The 16,579-nt window shown below is 62.0% G+C and carries 15 protein-coding genes and 1 pseudogene; 6 read left to right on the top strand and 10 right to left on the bottom strand.

The annotated features are described in order from the left end of the window. The first annotated feature begins 150 nt into the window (after positions 1-150). The 5 genes from J3P88_RS28275 to mdoH all read left to right on the top strand — a co-directional run bounded on the left by J3P88_RS28275 (position 151) and on the right by mdoH (position 7,225). On the top strand, positions 151-1,062 hold the full coding sequence (locus J3P88_RS28275; RefSeq protein WP_434572915.1) for an alpha/beta hydrolase: 912 nt from the start codon (positions 151-153) through the stop codon (positions 1,060-1,062). A 104-nt stretch (positions 1,063-1,166) separates the two neighbouring features. After that, positions 1,167-2,138 carry a prolyl aminopeptidase gene (gene pip / locus J3P88_RS28270; protein ID WP_003196909.1) on the top strand — a complete coding sequence of 324 codons (972 nt, stop codon included), beginning with the start codon at positions 1,167-1,169 and terminating at the stop codon, positions 2,136-2,138. Then, positions 2,135-2,572 (top strand): D-aminoacyl-tRNA deacylase, encoded by a 438-nt coding sequence (dtd, locus tag J3P88_RS28265; protein WP_186706112.1) that lies wholly within the window; start codon positions 2,135-2,137, stop codon positions 2,570-2,572. The genes pip and dtd overlap by 4 nt, the downstream gene beginning before the upstream one ends. Positions 2,573-2,922: 350 nt before the next feature. Then, complete coding sequence (locus J3P88_RS28260; protein ID WP_189656173.1) at positions 2,923-4,662, top strand: glucan biosynthesis protein G; 1,740 nt, start codon at positions 2,923-2,925, stop codon at positions 4,660-4,662. Then, positions 4,655-7,225 (top strand): glucans biosynthesis glucosyltransferase MdoH, encoded by a 2,571-nt coding sequence (gene mdoH / locus J3P88_RS28255; protein ID WP_186706110.1) that lies wholly within the window; start codon positions 4,655-4,657, stop codon positions 7,223-7,225. Before J3P88_RS28260 ends, mdoH begins: the two co-directional genes overlap by 8 nt. 572 nt (positions 7,226-7,797) lie before the next feature. On the opposite strand, the gene J3P88_RS28250 is transcribed toward mdoH, so the two are convergent. From J3P88_RS28250 to ubiE, 10 genes and pseudogenes are all read right to left on the bottom strand, one after another. Continuing rightward, entirely contained in the window at positions 7,798-9,714 is a 1,917-nt protein-coding gene (locus J3P88_RS28250; protein WP_434572912.1) for a methyl-accepting chemotaxis protein, read from the bottom strand. Between the two features lie 246 nt (positions 9,715-9,960). Then, a complete protein-coding gene (locus J3P88_RS28245; RefSeq protein ID WP_434572910.1) occupies positions 9,961-10,668 on the bottom strand; it encodes a 16S rRNA (uracil(1498)-N(3))-methyltransferase in 708 nt (235 codons plus the stop codon). Further along, on the bottom strand, positions 10,665-11,462 hold the full coding sequence (tatC, locus tag J3P88_RS28240) for a twin-arginine translocase subunit TatC (RefSeq protein ID WP_186706104.1): 798 nt from the start codon (positions 11,460-11,462) through the stop codon (positions 10,665-10,667). Before tatC ends, J3P88_RS28245 begins: the two co-directional genes overlap by 4 nt. Continuing rightward, on the bottom strand, positions 11,459-11,878 hold the full coding sequence (gene tatB / locus J3P88_RS28235) for a Sec-independent protein translocase protein TatB (protein WP_186706103.1): 420 nt from the start codon (positions 11,876-11,878) through the stop codon (positions 11,459-11,461). The genes tatC and tatB overlap by 4 nt, the downstream gene beginning before the upstream one ends. A gap of 10 nt (positions 11,879-11,888) precedes the next feature. Further along, positions 11,889-12,176 carry a twin-arginine translocase TatA/TatE family subunit gene (locus tag J3P88_RS28230; RefSeq protein WP_186706102.1) on the bottom strand — a complete coding sequence of 96 codons (288 nt, stop codon included), beginning with the start codon at positions 12,174-12,176 and terminating at the stop codon, positions 11,889-11,891. A gap of 24 nt (positions 12,177-12,200) precedes the next feature. After that, positions 12,201-12,533 (bottom strand): phosphoribosyl-ATP diphosphatase, encoded by a 333-nt coding sequence (locus J3P88_RS28225; protein WP_186706101.1) that lies wholly within the window; start codon positions 12,531-12,533, stop codon positions 12,201-12,203. Continuing rightward, positions 12,526-12,924 (bottom strand): phosphoribosyl-AMP cyclohydrolase, encoded by a 399-nt coding sequence (gene hisI / locus J3P88_RS28220; protein WP_003196931.1) that lies wholly within the window; start codon positions 12,922-12,924, stop codon positions 12,526-12,528. Before hisI ends, J3P88_RS28225 begins: the two co-directional genes overlap by 8 nt. Before the next feature lie 131 nt (positions 12,925-13,055). Further along, positions 13,056-14,660 carry a ubiquinone biosynthesis regulatory protein kinase UbiB gene (ubiB, locus tag J3P88_RS28215; protein WP_186706100.1) on the bottom strand — a complete coding sequence of 535 codons (1,605 nt, stop codon included), beginning with the start codon at positions 14,658-14,660 and terminating at the stop codon, positions 13,056-13,058. Continuing rightward, positions 14,657-15,281: pseudogene (locus tag J3P88_RS28210) on the bottom strand (ubiquinone biosynthesis accessory factor UbiJ). The gene ubiB and the pseudogene J3P88_RS28210 overlap by 4 nt, the downstream one beginning before the upstream one ends. After that, positions 15,281-16,051 (bottom strand): bifunctional demethylmenaquinone methyltransferase/2-methoxy-6-polyprenyl-1,4-benzoquinol methylase UbiE, encoded by a 771-nt coding sequence (gene ubiE, locus J3P88_RS28205; protein ID WP_003196937.1) that lies wholly within the window; start codon positions 16,049-16,051, stop codon positions 15,281-15,283. Before ubiE ends, J3P88_RS28210 begins: the two are co-directional and overlap by 1 nt. Positions 16,052-16,206: 155 nt before the next feature. Here ubiE and J3P88_RS28200 point away from each other — a divergent pair, with 155 nt between their 5' ends. After that, the gene (locus tag J3P88_RS28200) at positions 16,207-16,482 is read left to right on the top strand and encodes a polyhydroxyalkanoic acid system family protein (protein ID WP_053117622.1); all 276 of its coding nucleotides are present in this window, start codon (positions 16,207-16,209) and stop codon (positions 16,480-16,482) included. The last annotated feature ends 97 nt before the right edge of the window (positions 16,483-16,579 follow it).

The following is a 16,579-nucleotide window of genomic DNA, read 5'->3' as shown; positions in this document are numbered from 1 at the left end:
AGAAAAAAAGCGGGCGCTGCGCACCCGAGCGGGAGCAAGCTCCCTCGCCACAGAAGCCACAGAAGCCACAGAAGCCACAGAAGCCACAGAAGCCACAGAAGCCACAAAAACGGCTGAGCCACATCCTCTTTCGACGCATGGCAATCCAAGATGGCCTACCCACTTTCCCAGGCAATGTCCGCCTTCATCGACAAAACCCTGAGCTTCACCGCCCCGGACGACAGCCTCGACGGTTCGCGCCAGGCCTACAGCCAGATGTGCCGGGCGTTTACCCCGCCGCGTCCGCCAACGCTCGCGGTGGAGGATTTGCAGTTGGCCGGCGTGGCCATCCGGACCTATCACCCGCGCATTGCGCCGCCGCTCGCCGGCTGGCCGTGCATTCTCTACCTGCACGGTGGCGGTTGGGTGGTGGGGGACCTGGATTCTCATGACTTCATCTGCATGGAACTGGCGGCTGAGCTTGGCGCGTTGGTAGTGGCGGTGGATTACCGGCTGGCCCCGGAGCATCCGTTTCCGGCCGCGTTCGAAGATTGCCTCGCGGTGTGGCACCACTTGGCGGACACCCCGTTTGCCATCGACCCGCGTCGCCGGGCGGTGGCCGGTGACAGTGCCGGCGGCAACCTCGCCGCTGCGTTGTGCTTGGCCTTGCGCGACGCCGGGCAGCCGTTGCCCCGGGCCCAGGTGTTGATCTACCCGGCGCTTGGTGGCCCGGCGGATTTGCCCTCACGCCAAGCGTGCATGGATGCCCCGCTCTTGAGTGGCCGCGACCTGGAGCGCTATGAGGCGCTGTACCTGTGTGGCGTCCGGCCCACGCCTTATGCCATGCCGCTACTCGCCGACGACCTGGGGGGCCTGCCGCCAGCGCTGGTTGCCGTCGCGCAATGGGACCCGCTGCGCGACGATGGTGTCCGTTACAGCGAGCGGCTGAAAGCCGCAGGGGTGGACTCCGTGCTGTATATCGGCGAAGGGCTGGTCCACGGTTGCCTGCGTGGCCGGGGGCAGGTGCCAGAGGTCGATCAGTTGTATCGCACGCTGCTGGCGTTCCTGGCTGACATGCTTTGACTGCGCAGGGGGCATGCTCATTAAGGTGATTCGGGTTTATGATGCCGGACGGCAGATTAAATAGACGTCCCCACAGGGATGACTCGACCCTTACGGAGCGCGCAATGCAGACTTTGTACCCGCAGATCAAACCCCATGCCCGGCACGATCTGGCTGTCGATGACACCCACACGCTCTATGTCGATGAAAGCGGTTCCCCGGAAGGTCTGCCAGTGGTATTCATTCACGGTGGCCCGGGTGCTGGCTGCGATGCGCAGAGCCGGCGCTACTTCGATCCGAACCTTTACCGTATCGTCACCTTCGACCAGCGCGGTTGCGGTCGCTCCACTCCCCACGCCAGCCTGGAAAACAACACCACCTGGGATCTGGTCGAAGACCTGGAGCGCATCCGCAAGCACCTGGGCATCGAAAAATGGGTGCTGTTCGGCGGTTCCTGGGGCTCGACCCTGGCCCTGGCCTACGCCCAGACCCATCCGGAGCGGGTGCATGGCCTGATCCTGCGTGGGATCTTTCTCTGCCGTCCGCAGGAAATCGAGTGGTTCTATCAGGCTGGCGCCAGTCGCCTGTTCCCCGACTATTGGCAAGACTACATTGCGCCGATTCCGCTGGATGAGCGCGACGACTTGCTCAGCGCTTTCCACAAACGCCTGACCGGTAACGACCAGATTGCCCAGATGCATGCGGCCAAGGCCTGGTCCACCTGGGAAGGTCGTACCGCGACCCTGCGTCCTAACCCGCTGGTGGTCGATCGTTTCTCCGAGCCGCAGCGGGCGCTGTCGATTGCCCGGATCGAATGCCACTACTTCACCAACAACGCGTTCCTCGAACCCAACCAGTTGATTCGCGACATGGGCAAGATCGCCCATTTGCCGGGCGTCATCGTGCACGGCCGCTACGACGTCATCTGCCCGTTGGACAACGCCTGGGAGCTGCATCAGAACTGGCCCAACAGCGAACTGCAGGTGATCCGCGACGCCGGTCACGCCGCTTCGGAACCGGGAATTACCGACGCGCTGGTGCGCGCCGCTGCGCAAATGGCCCGGCGCCTGCTCGACCTGCCGCCCGAGGAAGCATGAAGGGGCTGCTGCAACGTGTGCGCTGCGCACGGGTCGAAGTAGCCGGTGAGATCGTCGGGGCCGTAGACCAAGGCTTGCTGGTGCTGGTGGCCGTCGAGCCCGGGGATACCCGGGCCAGCGCCGACAAACTTCTGCATAAGCTGCTTAACTATCGCGTGTTCAGCGACGCCGAGGGCAAGATGAACCTGTCCCTGGTGGATGTCGGTGGTGGGCTGCTGCTGGTGTCGCAGTTCACCTTGGCGGCGGACACCAAAAGCGGCCTGCGTCCAAGTTTTTCCACGGCCGCGCCTCCGGCCTTGGGCGAAGAGTTGTTCAACTATTTGCTGGCCCAGGCGAAACAGGTGCATGGCACAGTGGCATCAGGTAGATTCGGCGCCGACATGCAGGTGCATCTGGTCAATGATGGCCCGGTAACCTTCCTGTTACAGTCCTGAAAGCGTTTGAAACATCTTTTCCGTTCTGTTTCGAGGCTAAACAGGGAGTTTTCTCGATAAATACTTTGCTACCCCTGATGCGTTGTCACGCGGGCTACTAGATAATCGCGCGCTACGGGGGATCAGCGTTCGCTGGTCCATTTGACTTAGGTAGAGACTTGTCCTGAACCGTTTGGGGAATCATTTTGCCCCGTCGGAGTCGGAACAATGCTCGCCAACTTGGCAAGAGTGGTCCGCAGGAACGGTTTTTCAGCGCCGTTACCGTGTAGATACTTTATCTGGCCGTTGGTTTTTTGATCAGTTTTCGGCGAGGGTTGCTCGTGATTGTTAGTCCCTGTAATGCACCAAAAATGACTGCCAAACGGTTTAGAAGCGCCTTGGTAGCGGGCTCGGCCCTGCTGTGCCTGTTCGGCGCGGGCCAACTGTGGGCATTCAGCCTGGATGATGTATCGGCGAAGGCACAAGAACTGGCCGGGCAGAAATTCGAAGCCCCGCGCAGCAATTTGCCGAACGAATTCCGCGAAATGAAGTTCGCCGATTATCAGAAAATCCGTTTCCGCACCGAAAAAGCGGAATGGGCCGACCAGAAGACCCCGTTCCGGCTGTCCTTCTATCACCAGGGCATGCATTTCGACACGCCGGTGAAAATCAACGAAATCACCGCGACCACCGTCGACGAGATCAAGTACGACCCGACACGGTTCGATTTCGGCGACGTGAAGTTCGATCCCAAGGCCACCGAACAGTTGGGCTACGCCGGTTTCCGCGTGTTGTACCCGATCAACAAGGCCGACAAGCAAGACGAAATCATGACCATGCTGGGCGCGAGTTACTTCCGCGTCATCGGCAAGGGCCAGGTCTACGGCTTGTCCGCGCGTGGCATGGCCATCGACACCGCGTTGCCATCCGGTGAAGAGTTCCCACGCTTTCGCGAGTTCTGGATCCAGCGTCCGAAACCAACCGACAAGCACCTGGTGATCTTCGCCCTGCTGGATTCGCCACGGGCCACCGGCGCTTATCGCCTGACCGTGCGTCCGGGCACCGACACCGTTGTCGACGTGAAATCCCGGGTGTTCCTGCGCGATCGCGTCAACAAACTGGGCATCGCCCCGTTGACCAGCATGTTCCTGTTCGGCGCCAACCAGCCGTCCAAGGTGCTCAACTACCGTCGTGAACTCCACGATTCCAGCGGCCTGTCCATCCATGCCGGCAACGGCGAGTGGATCTGGCGTCCGCTGAACAACCCGAAACACTTGGCCGTGAGCAACTTCTCGGTAGAAAACCCGCGTGGTTTCGGCCTGCTGCAACGGGGTCGTGACTTCAGCCACTATGAAGACCTGGATGACCGTTACGAAAAACGCCCAAGCGCCTGGATCGAACCGAAAGGCGATTGGGGCAAGGGCACCGTCGATCTGGTCGAGATCCCGACCGCCGACGAAACCAACGACAACATCGTTGCGTTCTGGAGCCCGGAAAAACTGCCTGAGCCAGGCCAGCCGCTGGACTTCGCCTACCGTCTGCACTGGACCCTCGACGAAGCCAACCTGCACTCGCCAGACAGTGCCTGGGTCAAGCAGACCCTGCGCTCCACCGGTGATGTGAAGCAGTCCAACCTGATCCGTCAACCGGACGGCAGCGTGGCCTACCTGGTGGATTTCGAAGGGCCGTCCCTGCAAGCGTTGCCTGAAGACGCCGAAGTGCGTAGCCAGGTGAGCGTTGGCGACAATGGCGAGATCGTCGAGAACAGCGTGCGCTACAACCCTGAAACCAAGGGCTGGCGCCTGACGCTGCGACTGAAGATCAAGGACCCGAAACAGGCCACCGAGATGCGTGCGGCACTGGTTCGTCCGCTGACGCCTGTCGAAGCCCCGGCCGCCTCGCATTCCGCGACCACGACCCTGGCCAAGGCTGACAAGATCGCCCGCCAGCAGACTGAAAAAGAGCTCGCGAAAGAAAAAGCGCAAGACGAAGCCAAGGCTGTCCAGGCGGACACCGCCGCGGTCGAACCGACCCCAACCCAGCAGGAACCGGAACCGACTGAGCAAGTCCTGACCGAGACCTGGAGCTATCAGTTGCCAGCCGATGAGTAATACTCCAGTACAGCCAGAGACACTCAGTGAGTACCTGGCCCACTTGCCCATGACCGACGAGCAGCGCGCCGAACTGGCGGGCTGCAAGTCCTTCAGCGAATTGCACGAACGCCTGTCGTCGCCGACGTTCGACGCGCCCACCGAGGCTGTGCAAGCCTCGGTGGGCCGCCGGCTGACCCTGAGCACCGCCGAAGAGCTTGAAGAAGCGGAAATGCTGGGGCTCGACGCCAGTGGCCGGGTGTGCCTGAAAGCGACACCGCCGATCCGTCGGACCAAGGTCGTGCCGGAGCCGTGGCGCACCAATATCCTGGTGCGCGCCTGGCGGCGCCTGACCGGTCGCACCAACCCGCCGAAGCCGCCCAAGGATGAGCGCGTGCTGCCCCATGCACGCTGGCGTACCGTGGGTTCGATCCGCCGCTACATCCTGTTGATCCTGATGCTCGGCCAGACCATCGTCGCCGGTTGGTACATGAAGGGCATCATGCCGTATCAGGGCTGGTCGTTCGTCGACCTGGAAGAAGTCCTGCACCAACCGCTGTTGCAGACGGCCACGCAAGTGCTGCCGTATGCGTTGCAGACCAGCATTCTGATTCTGTTCGGGATCCTGTTCTGCTGGGTGTCGGCAGGTTTCTGGACAGCGCTGATGGGCTTTCTCGAATTGCTCACCGGCCACGACAAATACCGCATCTCCGGCGCCAGCGCCGGCAACGAGCCGATTCCCAAGGATGCCCGCACCGCGCTGGTGATGCCGATCTGCAACGAAGACGTGCCGCGGGTATTCGCCGGTTTGCGCGCCACCTTCGAGTCGGTGGCCGCCACCGGTGACCTGGATCGCTTCGATTTCTTCGTGCTCAGCGACAGTAACGAAACCGATATCTGCGTGGCCGAACAGCAAGCCTGGCTGGACGTCTGCCGTGAAGCCGGGGGCTTCGGCAAGATCTTCTACCGTCGTCGTCGCCGTCGCGTGAAACGCAAGAGCGGCAACCTCGACGACTTCTGCCGTCGCTGGGGCAGCGACTACAAGTATATGGTCGTGCTCGATGCGGACTCGGTGATGAGCGGCGAATGCCTGACCAGCCTGGTGCGCCTGATGGAAGCCACGCCGGACGCCGGCATCATCCAGACCGCGCCGCGGGCTTCGGGCATGGACACGCTGTATGCGCGCATGCAGCAGTTCGCCACGCGAGTGTACGGTCCGCTGTTCACCGCCGGCCTGCACTTCTGGCAGTTGGGTGAATCCCATTACTGGGGTCACAACGCGATCATCCGGATGAAGCCGTTCATCGATCACTGCGCCTTGGCGCCGTTGCCGGGTAAAGGCGCGTTCTCGGGCGCGATCCTGTCCCACGACTTTGTCGAAGCCGCGCTGATGCGCCGTGCCGGCTGGGGCGTGTGGATTGCCTATGACCTGCCGGGCAGCTACGAAGAGCTGCCACCGAACCTGCTGGACGAACTCAAGCGTGACCGTCGCTGGTGCCACGGCAACCTGATGAACTTCCGGCTGTTCCTGGTCAAGGGCATGCACCCGGTGCACCGTGCGGTGTTCCTGACCGGCGTGATGTCTTATCTGTCGGCGCCGCTGTGGTTCTTCTTCCTGGTGCTGTCCACCGCGCTGCTGGCGGTGAACACGCTGATGGAGCCGCAGTACTTCCTTGAGCCACGCCAGCTGTATCCGCTGTGGCCGCAATGGCATCCGGAAAAGGCCATCGCCCTGTTCTCGACGACCATCGTGTTGCTGTTCCTGCCCAAGCTGCTGAGCATCGTGCTGATCTGGGCCAAGGGCGCGAAGGAATTCGGTGGCAAGTTCAAGGTGACCATGTCGATGTTGCTGGAGATGCTGTTCTCCATGCTGCTGGCGCCGGTTCGCATGATCTTCCACACCCGTTTCGTGCTCGCCGCTTTCCTGGGCTGGGCCGCGACCTGGAACTCGCCGAAACGTGACGACGACTCCACGCCATGGAGCGAAGCGGTCAAGCGTCACGGTCCACAAACCTTGCTGGGCTTCTTCTGGGCCTTGCTGGTGATCTGGCTGAACCCAAGCTTCCTCTGGTGGCTGGTGCCGATCGTTGGGTCGCTGATCCTGTCGATCCCGGTGTCGGTGATCTCCAGTCGCGTGGGCCTGGGCTTGAAATCCCGTGATGAGAGCCTGTTCCTGATTCCCGAGGAATACGCACCGCCCCAGGAGCTGCTGTCGACGGACCAGTACACCCATGAGAACCGTTGGCACGCGCTGAACGACGGTTTCATCCGGGCGGTGGTCGATCCACAACAGAACGCCTTGGCGTATGCGCTGGCCACCTCGCGTCACGGCCAGGCCGAGCCGATTGAATGGCTGCGGGTCGAACGCGTTCGCCACGCTTTGAAGGTCGGCCCTGCCGGTCTCAATAACGCTGAGCGGCTGGCCTTGCTGAGCGACCCGGTGGCCTTGTCCCGCCTGCACGAGCAGGTCTGGAGCGAGGCGCATCCCGAGTGGCTGGCGGCGTGGCGTGAGTCGGTGAAGGCCGATCCTCATGCACCGTTGTTGCCGCTGCAGCCGGTGAGCGTGCAGCCTCAAGTGGCCTGATACACAAAAAGCCCCGCTTCTGGAAGGAAGCGGGGCTTTTTGTTGGGCGCATTTCTATCTGCGGATCGCCCTTGTGGCGAGGGAGCTTGCTCCCGCTGGGCTGCGGAGCAGCCCCAAAACCATTCTGCAAGGTGCGTCTGGGAACAGCAGGGTGGTTTTTTACGACTGCTGCGCAGCCGAGCGGGAGCAAGCTCCCTCGCCACGGGTTTGTTGTTTGCTCAGGAAAAATGGCTTTTCCAGTGGAAGTGAAGGCCAGATCATAGCCCCGCCGCCATCGCGAGCAAGCTCGGCTCCCACAGGGATTGGCGGTGGAGCGAGCTTGCTCGCGATGGCGGTGTGTCAGTTTGCGGTGATGTTGGATGTGCCGGCCTCTTCGCGAGCAGGCTCGCTCCCACAGGAGAGACGCGAGCCCACCAAGAGCCAGGCCGCCTCGCGGCGGCCCACGGAGCAATGCCTTCGTTCAGGCATGCCGAGCCTAGGCGAGGCACCGAGTGGTGGGGCGGGAGGGCTTTGCTTACTTTTGACTGGGCCGGGCTTCCGGGCTTCTCAGAAGTGAGCAGCCCCAAAGGACATCAAACCCGAAAGCGCCCCACCAACGTCTGCAAATGAACCCCCAACCGCGCCAGCTCAGCACTGGAGGCAGCCGTCTCCTCACTGGACGCCGCCGTCTGCTCCGACACATCACGCACATTCAGCACACTACGATTAATCTCCTCAGCCACCGCACTCTGCTGCTCGGCCGCTGCGGCAATTTGCTGATTCATCGACTGGATCGCCGAAACTGTCCGAGTGATGTTCTCCAACGAACTCCCCGCACGACGGGTCAGTTCGACGCTGCTGTCGGTCAGGCTACGGCTGTTGTCCATGATGGTCGCGACCTGTTCGGTACCGGTCTGCAGGCCCACGATCAGTTCTTCAATCTCTTCGGTGGATTTCTGGGTGCGCTGGGCCAAGCTACGGACCTCGTCGGCCACCACGGCGAAGCCCCGACCGGCTTCGCCGGCACGGGCTGCCTCGATGGCCGCGTTGAGGGCCAGCAGGTTGGTCTGCTGGGCCACGGACTTGATCACGTCCAGGACGCTGCCGATCTTGTCGCTCTCACGCTTCAAATCGCCCATGGCGGCAGTGGAGTTGCCTACTTCCTTGGCCAGGCGCTCGATCTGGGCGATGGCTTCGCCAACGACCTTGTCGCCTTCACGGGCTTGCTGGTCGGCGGCGACGGCGGCTTCGGAAGCTTCCTCGGCGTTGCGCGCCACTTCCTGCACCGTGGCGGTCATTTCGTGCATGGCGGTGGCGACCTGATCGGTTTCCACTTTTTGGCTGTTGACCCCGGCGCTGGTCTGTTCGGTCACGCTTGAGAGTTGTTCAGCGGCGCTGGCGATCTGGGTAACCCCTTCACCGATGCCACCGATCAATTGCCGTAAGCCGACGGTCATGCTTTGCATGGCACGTTGCAGTTGGCCGAGTTCGTCGCGGCGGTCGGAGGTAAGGTTGTGGGTCAGGTCGCCAGCGGCGACGCGCTCTGCCACCTTCAGGGTCTGATCCAGCGGGCCGACGATCTGTCGGGTAATGAGCAGGGCGGCGATCACGCCAAACAGCAGCGCCAGTGCGGCGGCTGCGATCAGGACGCTCTTGGCCTGGGCGGTGTCGTGGTCACGCACGGCGGTCTGGGACACGGTGAGCTTCTGGCTGGAATCGATCAGTACCTGGCCCTGCTGACTCATGCTCTGCAATGCGGCGCCGTTATCAAGTTGGGAATCGCGGAACTGGCTGACCGCCGCTCGATAGATGTTCATCGAGTCGCTGGCCTGTTGGAGCTTGTCGGCGTGCTCTTCGGGCAACTGCGCCGGCAAGCGTGCCAAGAGTTTCAAGACATCGGTGATTGCATCGATGGCCGGTTGTTGGGCCTCGCTTTTACCGCTGTAGGTGTAGCCGCGAACCTGATAGCGCGCCTGTTGGATGGCCTTGCTCAAGGTCACGATGCTGTTGAACTGGGTGATGTCGCCACCTTGCAGCAGCGCTTTTTCCACTTCGGCGACGCGGGCCACGGTGTTATCGGCGCTGGCGCCCAGCTTGCTGCGGGCGTCTTCGCGGCTGACGGTGGCGCTGGTCATCTGGGCGAAGGCGCTTTTGTATTCGGCGACGGCGGCCAGTTGCTGGTCGATCAGTGCAACATCGGCAGGCTGTTCGATCAACTCGCGAGCGGTTTTCAGGCCGGCTTCGAGTTTGCCAAGCAGGTCGTTGACCTGTTGCGGCCCTTTCTCGCCCCGCGTGGTGTTGTAGTCGATGCTGGCCAGGTTCAAGTCCTTGCTCAAGTCATTGAGACTGGCAATGAACCCCAGCTTGTCGCCCCGGCTGATGACATTGCCCAGGCCGGACCAGCCGGTGAACGCAATCATCAAGGTGAGGAGCAGCACCAGGCCGAAGCCTGCGCCGAGTTTGCGGTTAACGCTTACATTTCCCAGACCCTGGGCAAGCCACCCGAACATGCTGATACTCCCTTGGAGCGTTGAATTGGTTTTATGGGGAATGTATCGGCAGCTTGGGCGCGATCTGTAGGAATGAACTCAGGATTCTAAGGCTGTTTATTTTGTGGCGAGGGGATTTATCCCCGTGGGGACGCGAAGCGGCCCTAAGCAGTGACGTGCCCACTCATTGACTGGGCACCGAAGAGGGGCTGCTGCGCAGCCCGGCGGGGATAAATCCCCTCGCCACAGGAGAAGCGGCGATGCCATTTAGAACAACCTTGCCAGCAGGGCTGTAACGGCAGTCTCGACCCGCAGGATCCGCTCTCCCAGCTGCACCGGTTGCAAGCCGGCCTTGCCCAGCAGGTCGATCTCGTAGGGGATCCAGCCGCCTTCGGGGCCAATTGCCAGGGTGACGGGTTCCGTCAGGGCCCGGGGGCAGGGTGGGTGGTTGCCTGGGTGGCCGACCAGCCCGAGGGTCCCGTCCACAAGGGCCGGCAGGCGGTCTTCAACGAAGGGCTTGAAGCGCTTTTCAGTGACGATTTCAGGCAGCACGCTGTCCCGAGCCTGCTCCAGGCCCAGGATCAATTGCTCACGAATCGCCTCGGGCTCCAGGAACGGCGTCTGCCAAAAGCTCTTTTCCACGCGATAGCTGTTGACCAGCACCACCCGCGGCACGCCCATGGTGGCGATGGTCTGGAACACTCGCCGGAGCATTTTCGGACGCGGCAGGGCGAGCACCAGGGTCAGTGGCAACTTGGCCGGTGGCGCCTGGTCGAGGATCACTTGCAGTTCGGCTTCCCGAGCTTCCAGGCGCAGCACCTGGGCTGTGCCCATCAACCCGCCAATGCGCCCGACACGCAGGTTGTCGCCGACCGCGCTGCGGTGGACTTCCTGCATGTGGGTCAACCGGCGATCGCTCAGGATGACGCGGTCAGGCCCGATGAAATCGGCCTCTTCGAGCAACAGCAGGTTCACGCTTGGGTCGCTGGCGGCTGATCGTTGTGGTCATCGACCGGTTGGTCCTCGGGGTCTTCCTGCCGACGTTTGCGCACCAGGCCACCGAACAGGATGCCGATCTCGAACAGTAGCCACATCGGCACGGCCAACAGGGTCTGGGAAAAGATATCCGGCGGGGTCAGGATCATGCCGACCACGAAACAGCCGATGATCACGTAGGGGCGGATCTTCTTCAGGTAGGCGACATCGACCACGCCGATCCACACCAGCAGCACCACCGCCACCGGGATTTCGAATGCCACGCCGAAGGCGAAGAACAGCGTCATGACGAAATCCAGGTAGCTGCTGATGTCCGTCATCATCTCCACGCCCGCCGGGGTGGCGGCGGCGAAGAACTTGAAGATCAGTGGGAACACCAGGTAATAGGCGAAGGCCATGCCGGTGTAGAAGAGCAGGATGCTGGACACCAGCAGCGGCACGGCGATGCGTTTTTCATGCTTGTACAGGCCCGGTGCGATGAAGCCCCAGATCTGGTGCAGGATCACCGGGATCGCCAGGAACAGCGAGACCATCATCGTCAGCTTCAGTGGCGTCAGGAACGGCGACGACACGTCGGTGGCGATCATCGTCGCCCCTACCGGCAAGTACTGGCGCAGCGGCGTGGAGACGAAGGTGTAGATCTGCTGGGTGAAGGAAAACAGCCCGGCGAAGATGATGAAAACCGCCGCGACGCAACGCAGCAGGCGGGTGCGCAACTCGGTGAGGTGCGATACCAGCGGCATCGGCTGGTCGTTTTCAGGGATATCGCTCATGGGGCTCGCGGCGGCAAAGTAGGGTCGTTAGGCGCAGGCGCAGCGGTGGAGGCTGTGTCCGCTACCGTCGGTGTCGCTGGCGCCGGTTCTGCCACCGGCACGCCGCTTTCTGGCGTTTGGGAAGCCATCGTCGGCTCGACCACGGGCTGGACCGGCGTCGGTTCCTGTTGGGTCGGCGTGAAGATTTTCCGCGCTTCCTGCTCCAGGGACAGAATATGTTCGTTGTGCAGTTGCCGACGGATATCGTCGGCACCGATTTCACGTTCAACTTCCTGTTTGATCGCATTGAAGCTGCGCTTCAGGCGCCCGATCCACAGACCGGCAGTGCGCGCAGCACCCGGCAGGCGCTCGGGGCCCAATACCAACAGGGCGACGAGGCCGACGAGCAGCAGTTCAGTGAAGCTGATCCCAAACATTAGTCAGTGCTCACGAGTCTTTGCGGATGGGCTCTTCGACTTTCTGGGCCTGCACATCGATGGTATTCGGTGCATTCACAGGCTGAGTGGCCTGCGGGTGTACCGGTTGGGCCGGTTGTCCGGGCTGGGCTTGGGTGGTCGTCGGATCGGCTGGTTTTTCATCATCGTTCATGGCTTTGCGAAAGCCCTTGATCGACTCGCCGACATCGGTGCCGAGGTTTTTCAGTTTCTTGGTACCGAACACCAGCACCACGACGACCAGGATGACGACCCAGTGTTTCCAGTCAAAGATACCCATGTGGCTACTCCTCTCAAAAATTGATCAGGCGGACGGGCGCGAGGCTTTCTCGACGTGCCCGGACAGACCGAAACGACGGTCCAGTTCATCCAGTACGGCCTGCGGATGCTGCCCCAGTTGGGCCAGCATGACCAGGCTGTGGAACCACAGGTCGGCGGTCTCGTAGATCACGTCGCTGCAATCGCCGCTGACAGCGGCGTCCTTGGCGGCGAGGATGGTCTCGATCGACTCTTCGCCGACTTTCTCCAGAATCTTGTTCAAGCCCTTGTGGTACAGGCTGGCGACATAGGAACTGTCGGCGGCGGCGCCCTTGCGCTCTTCCAGCACCTGGGCCAGGCGGGTCAGGGTGTCACTCATGGGTATGTCCTGAATAAATGGCATGCGGGTCCTTGAGCACCGGGTCGACGGTTTTCCAATCGCCGTTCTCGAAGACGCGATAAAAGCAGCTTTGACGGCCGGTGTGGCAGGCAATCTCGCCGACCTGCTCGACCATCAGGATGATGACGTCGCCGTCGCAGTCCAGGCGCATCTCATGCAGGTGCTGCACGTGGCCGGACTCTTCACCCTTGCGCCACAGCTTGCCACGGGAACGTGACCAATAGATGGCGCGGTTCTCGGCAGCGGTCAGGGCCAGTGCTTCGCGGTTCATCCAGGCCATCATCAATACGCGCCCGGTCTTGTGGTCCTGGGCGATGGCCGGCACCAGGCCGTCAGCGTCCCACTTGATCTCGTCCTGCCAGTTTTTCATCGTTGGTCCTGACGGCAGCGGCAAGCTTTAAGCTTCAAGCTGCAAATAAAAGCGATTCTGTGTTGGGTTGAGCGATGGGTTCAACCGTTTTAGCTTGAGGCTTGCAGCTTATCGCTTGCAACTGATCCGTGCTATCGACGAACGACCAGATACAGACCGACCACCACCATGATACCGGCCGGCCAGTGGCCCAGTTGGCTCAGCGGCCCGCCGGTCGCCAGCACCGCGCCGCCCCCCAGGTGAGCCGCGCCAAGCAGGCGCAACAGCCAGTCGTCCTTGCGTCGATGCCACGGGGGCGCCGGGTCGTGGGCGTGGGGCTGGGACATGCGTTCGAGCAGGTCGCGGGTCATATTGGCCAGGTGCGGGATCTGCTCGAATTGGCTCTGCACGTTGCCCAGCAAGGTTCGCGGGCTGACGCGCTCGCGCATCCAGCGTTCGAGGAACGGTTGGGCGGTGTTCCACAGGTCGAGGTCCGGGTACAGCTGACGGCCCAGACCCTCGATGTTCAGCAGGGTTTTCTGCAACAGCACCAACTGCGGCTGGACCTCCATGTTGAAGCGACGCGCAGTCTGGAACAGGCGCATCAGCACCTGGCCGAAGGAAATATCTTTTAACGGTTTTTCGAAGATCGGTTCGCACACGGTACGGATCGCCGCTTCGAATTCGTTGAGCTTGGTCTCGGCCGGCACCCAGCCTGAATCGATGTGCAGTTGGGCGACGCGACGGTAGTCACGCTTGAAGAAGGCGAACAGGTTACGTGCCAGGTAGTCCTGGTCCTCAGGGGTCAGGCTGCCGACGATGCCGCAATCGATGGCAATGTATTGCGGGCTCCATGGCTGCACGGTGCTGACGAAGATGTTGCCCGGGTGCATGTCGGCGTGGAAAAAACTGTCGCGAAACACCTGGGTGAAGAAAATTTCCACGCCGCGCTCGGCCAGCAATTTCATGTCAGTGCGCTGGTCGGCCAAGGTCGCCAGGTCAGTCACCTGGATGCCGTAGATGCGCTCCATCACCAATACTTTCGGCCGGCACCAGTCCCAATAGACTTGCGGCACATAGAGCAGCGGCGAGCCTTCGAAGTTGCGACGCAACTGGCTGGCGTTGGCGGCCTCGCGCAGCAGGTCGAGTTCGTCGTAGATGGTTTTTTCGTAATCCTGGACCACGTCCACCGGGTGCAGCAGGCGGGCATCGGCCGACAACCGCTCGGCGGCGCGAGCGAGAATGAACAGCCACGCCAGGTCCTGGGCGATGATCGGCTTGAGGCCTGGGCGAATGACCTTGACCACCACTTCTTCGCCGCTCTTGAGTTGCGCGGCGTGCACCTGGGCCACGGAAGCCGAGGCCAGGGGCTCGACATCGAAACGGCTGAAGACTTCGCTGATCTTCTTGCCCAACTGTTCCTCGATCAGTGCCACCGACAGCTTGGAATCGAACGGCGGCACGCGGTCTTGCAGCAACATCAGCTCGTCGGCGATGTCTTCGGGCAACAGGTCGCGACGGGTCGAGAGGATCTGCCCGAACTTGATGAAGATCGGTCCCAGGTCCTGCAGAGCCAGGCGCAGGCGCGCGCCGCGACTCAGGTCCAGGGTCCGCCGGGGAAACCAGCGCCACGGCAGCACGAAGCGCAGCGCCAGGAGGAACCAGGGCAGCGGCAAGGCGAACAGCAGGTCATCGAGGCGGTAGCGGATCACGACGCGCTGGATGCGCAACAAACGGCGGACGGCAAGCAGCTTCATGCGTTATCGCTTGGTTTCAAGGGATCGGGAAAGGCGCTCGAAACGCGCCTCGAGTCGTTCCAGGTCAAGCTTGACCTGGTCCAGTTCATCAAAACGGGCCTGAGCCTCGCGTTGGCCTACGAGGGTACGCGATTCTTCAGCCAGGTATTCACTCAGATTCTGTCCCAGGCTGGCGAAGCCCTGGCGATACCAGCGGCGGCGGCTGTTCAAATGGCCGCTAAGTAGCTGGGTCGCCACCGGGCCGATCCAGCGGGACACTTCGTATTCCCAGTCCAGCTCCAGATCCTGGAGAATCGCCGCCAGTTCGAGCAGTACGCCGCTGTCGCCGTCGAGCTCGACGTCGGGGCTGTGCAGCACCGCGCTCTTGTCCTTGCCCAGGGCCAGGCTCAGCAGGCTTGCCGCCGGGGCGCGCAGCGTGCAGTCCACTTCGGCTTCCCAGTGGGCGGCGAGCATCAGGCCTTCGTCGCTGGGCAGGATGAACAACCGCAACGCCGGGCTACGACAGTCGACGGCGATCACTTTGCCGCTCAAGTGCGCCAGGCGCGGGAGCGCCGTGCTGTCCAGGCGCAGCACCCGGTTGAGGCCGAGTTCGACGCTGGCGAGCAGGCCGGTGAGCAACATCAGGGCTTGATACCGCGATGCAGGGCGACGATGCCTGCGGTCATGTTGTGGTAGGTCACGCGGTCGAAACCGGCCTCGACCATCATCGACTTCAGGGTTTCCTGGTTCGGGTGCATGCGGATCGATTCGGCCAGGTAGCGGTAGCTTTCCGAGTCATTGGTGATCAGCTTGCCCATCAACGGCATGAAGGCGAACGAGTAGGCGTCATAGGCCTTGGACATCAGCGCGTTGGTTGGCTTGGAGAACTCCAGCACCAGCAGGCGACCGCCGGGCTTGAGCACGCGCAGCATCGAACGCAGGGCGTCTTCCTTGTGGGTGACGTTGCGCAGGCCGAAAGCGATGGTCACACAGTCGAAATGGTTGTCGGGGAACGGCAGCTTTTCAGCGTCGGCCTGGACGAATTCGACGTTGCCGGCCACACCCAGGTCCAGCAGGCGGTCGCGACCGACCTTGAGCATGGATTCGTTGATGTCGGCCAGGACCACTTGGCCGGTCGGCCCGACGATGTGGGAGAACTTCTTCGTCAGGTCGCCCGTGCCGCCGGCGATGTCCAGCACGCGGTTACCGCTGCGCACGCCCGACAGCTCGATCGCGAAACGCTTCCAGAGCCGGTGCATGCCGCCCGAGAGCAGGTCGTTCATCAAGTCGTACTTGGCGGCTACGGAGTGAAAAACCTCGGCGACTTTTTCCGCCTTCTGGCTTTCCGGCACGTTCTTGAAGCCGAAGTGAGTGGTGGGTTCGGCATCGCTGCCTTTGCGCTGATCAGTCATATCGCGGTCACCAAAAAAGAATGCGGGACATTCTAATCCCGGTGGAGGGCTTTGTCTTGGCAAGGCTGAAGGTAAGATGGGCAACCGCCGGGACGTTTTGACGCAGCCAGGGTTTGAAACGTTCAGGCAAGTCCCGATAAAACAGGAGTCATCCGATGGCCCGTATAACGGTTGAACGTGCCCATGGCCTGGGCAAGGAAGCGGCGCGAGAGAAGGCCGACAAGCTGGCGCAGAAGTTGTCCGACAGCTATGGCCTGGAGCCGCAGTGGGTGGGCGATACCCTGAAACTCAAGCGTTCCGGGGTCAAGGGCGAAGTGCACGTGGGCGAGGATTCGATCCGCGTCGACGTGGAGCTGGGCATGTTGATGTCGGCCATGAGCGGCACGATCAAAGGCGAAATCGAAAAGGCGCTGGATAAGGCGTTGGCTTAACTGCTCGGAAGGATGGCGAACACGGAATCAAAGTTCACCACCAAATACTGTGGGAGCGGGCTTGCTCGCGAATGCGGTGGGTCAGTCATTATTGATG

This window comes from Pseudomonas sp. Z3-6, from assembly GCF_051131985.1.
In the GTDB taxonomy this organism is placed as follows: domain Bacteria; phylum Pseudomonadota; class Gammaproteobacteria; order Pseudomonadales; family Pseudomonadaceae; genus Aquipseudomonas; species Aquipseudomonas zanjanensis.
This window is presented reverse-complemented; position numbering and strand designations above follow the sequence as displayed.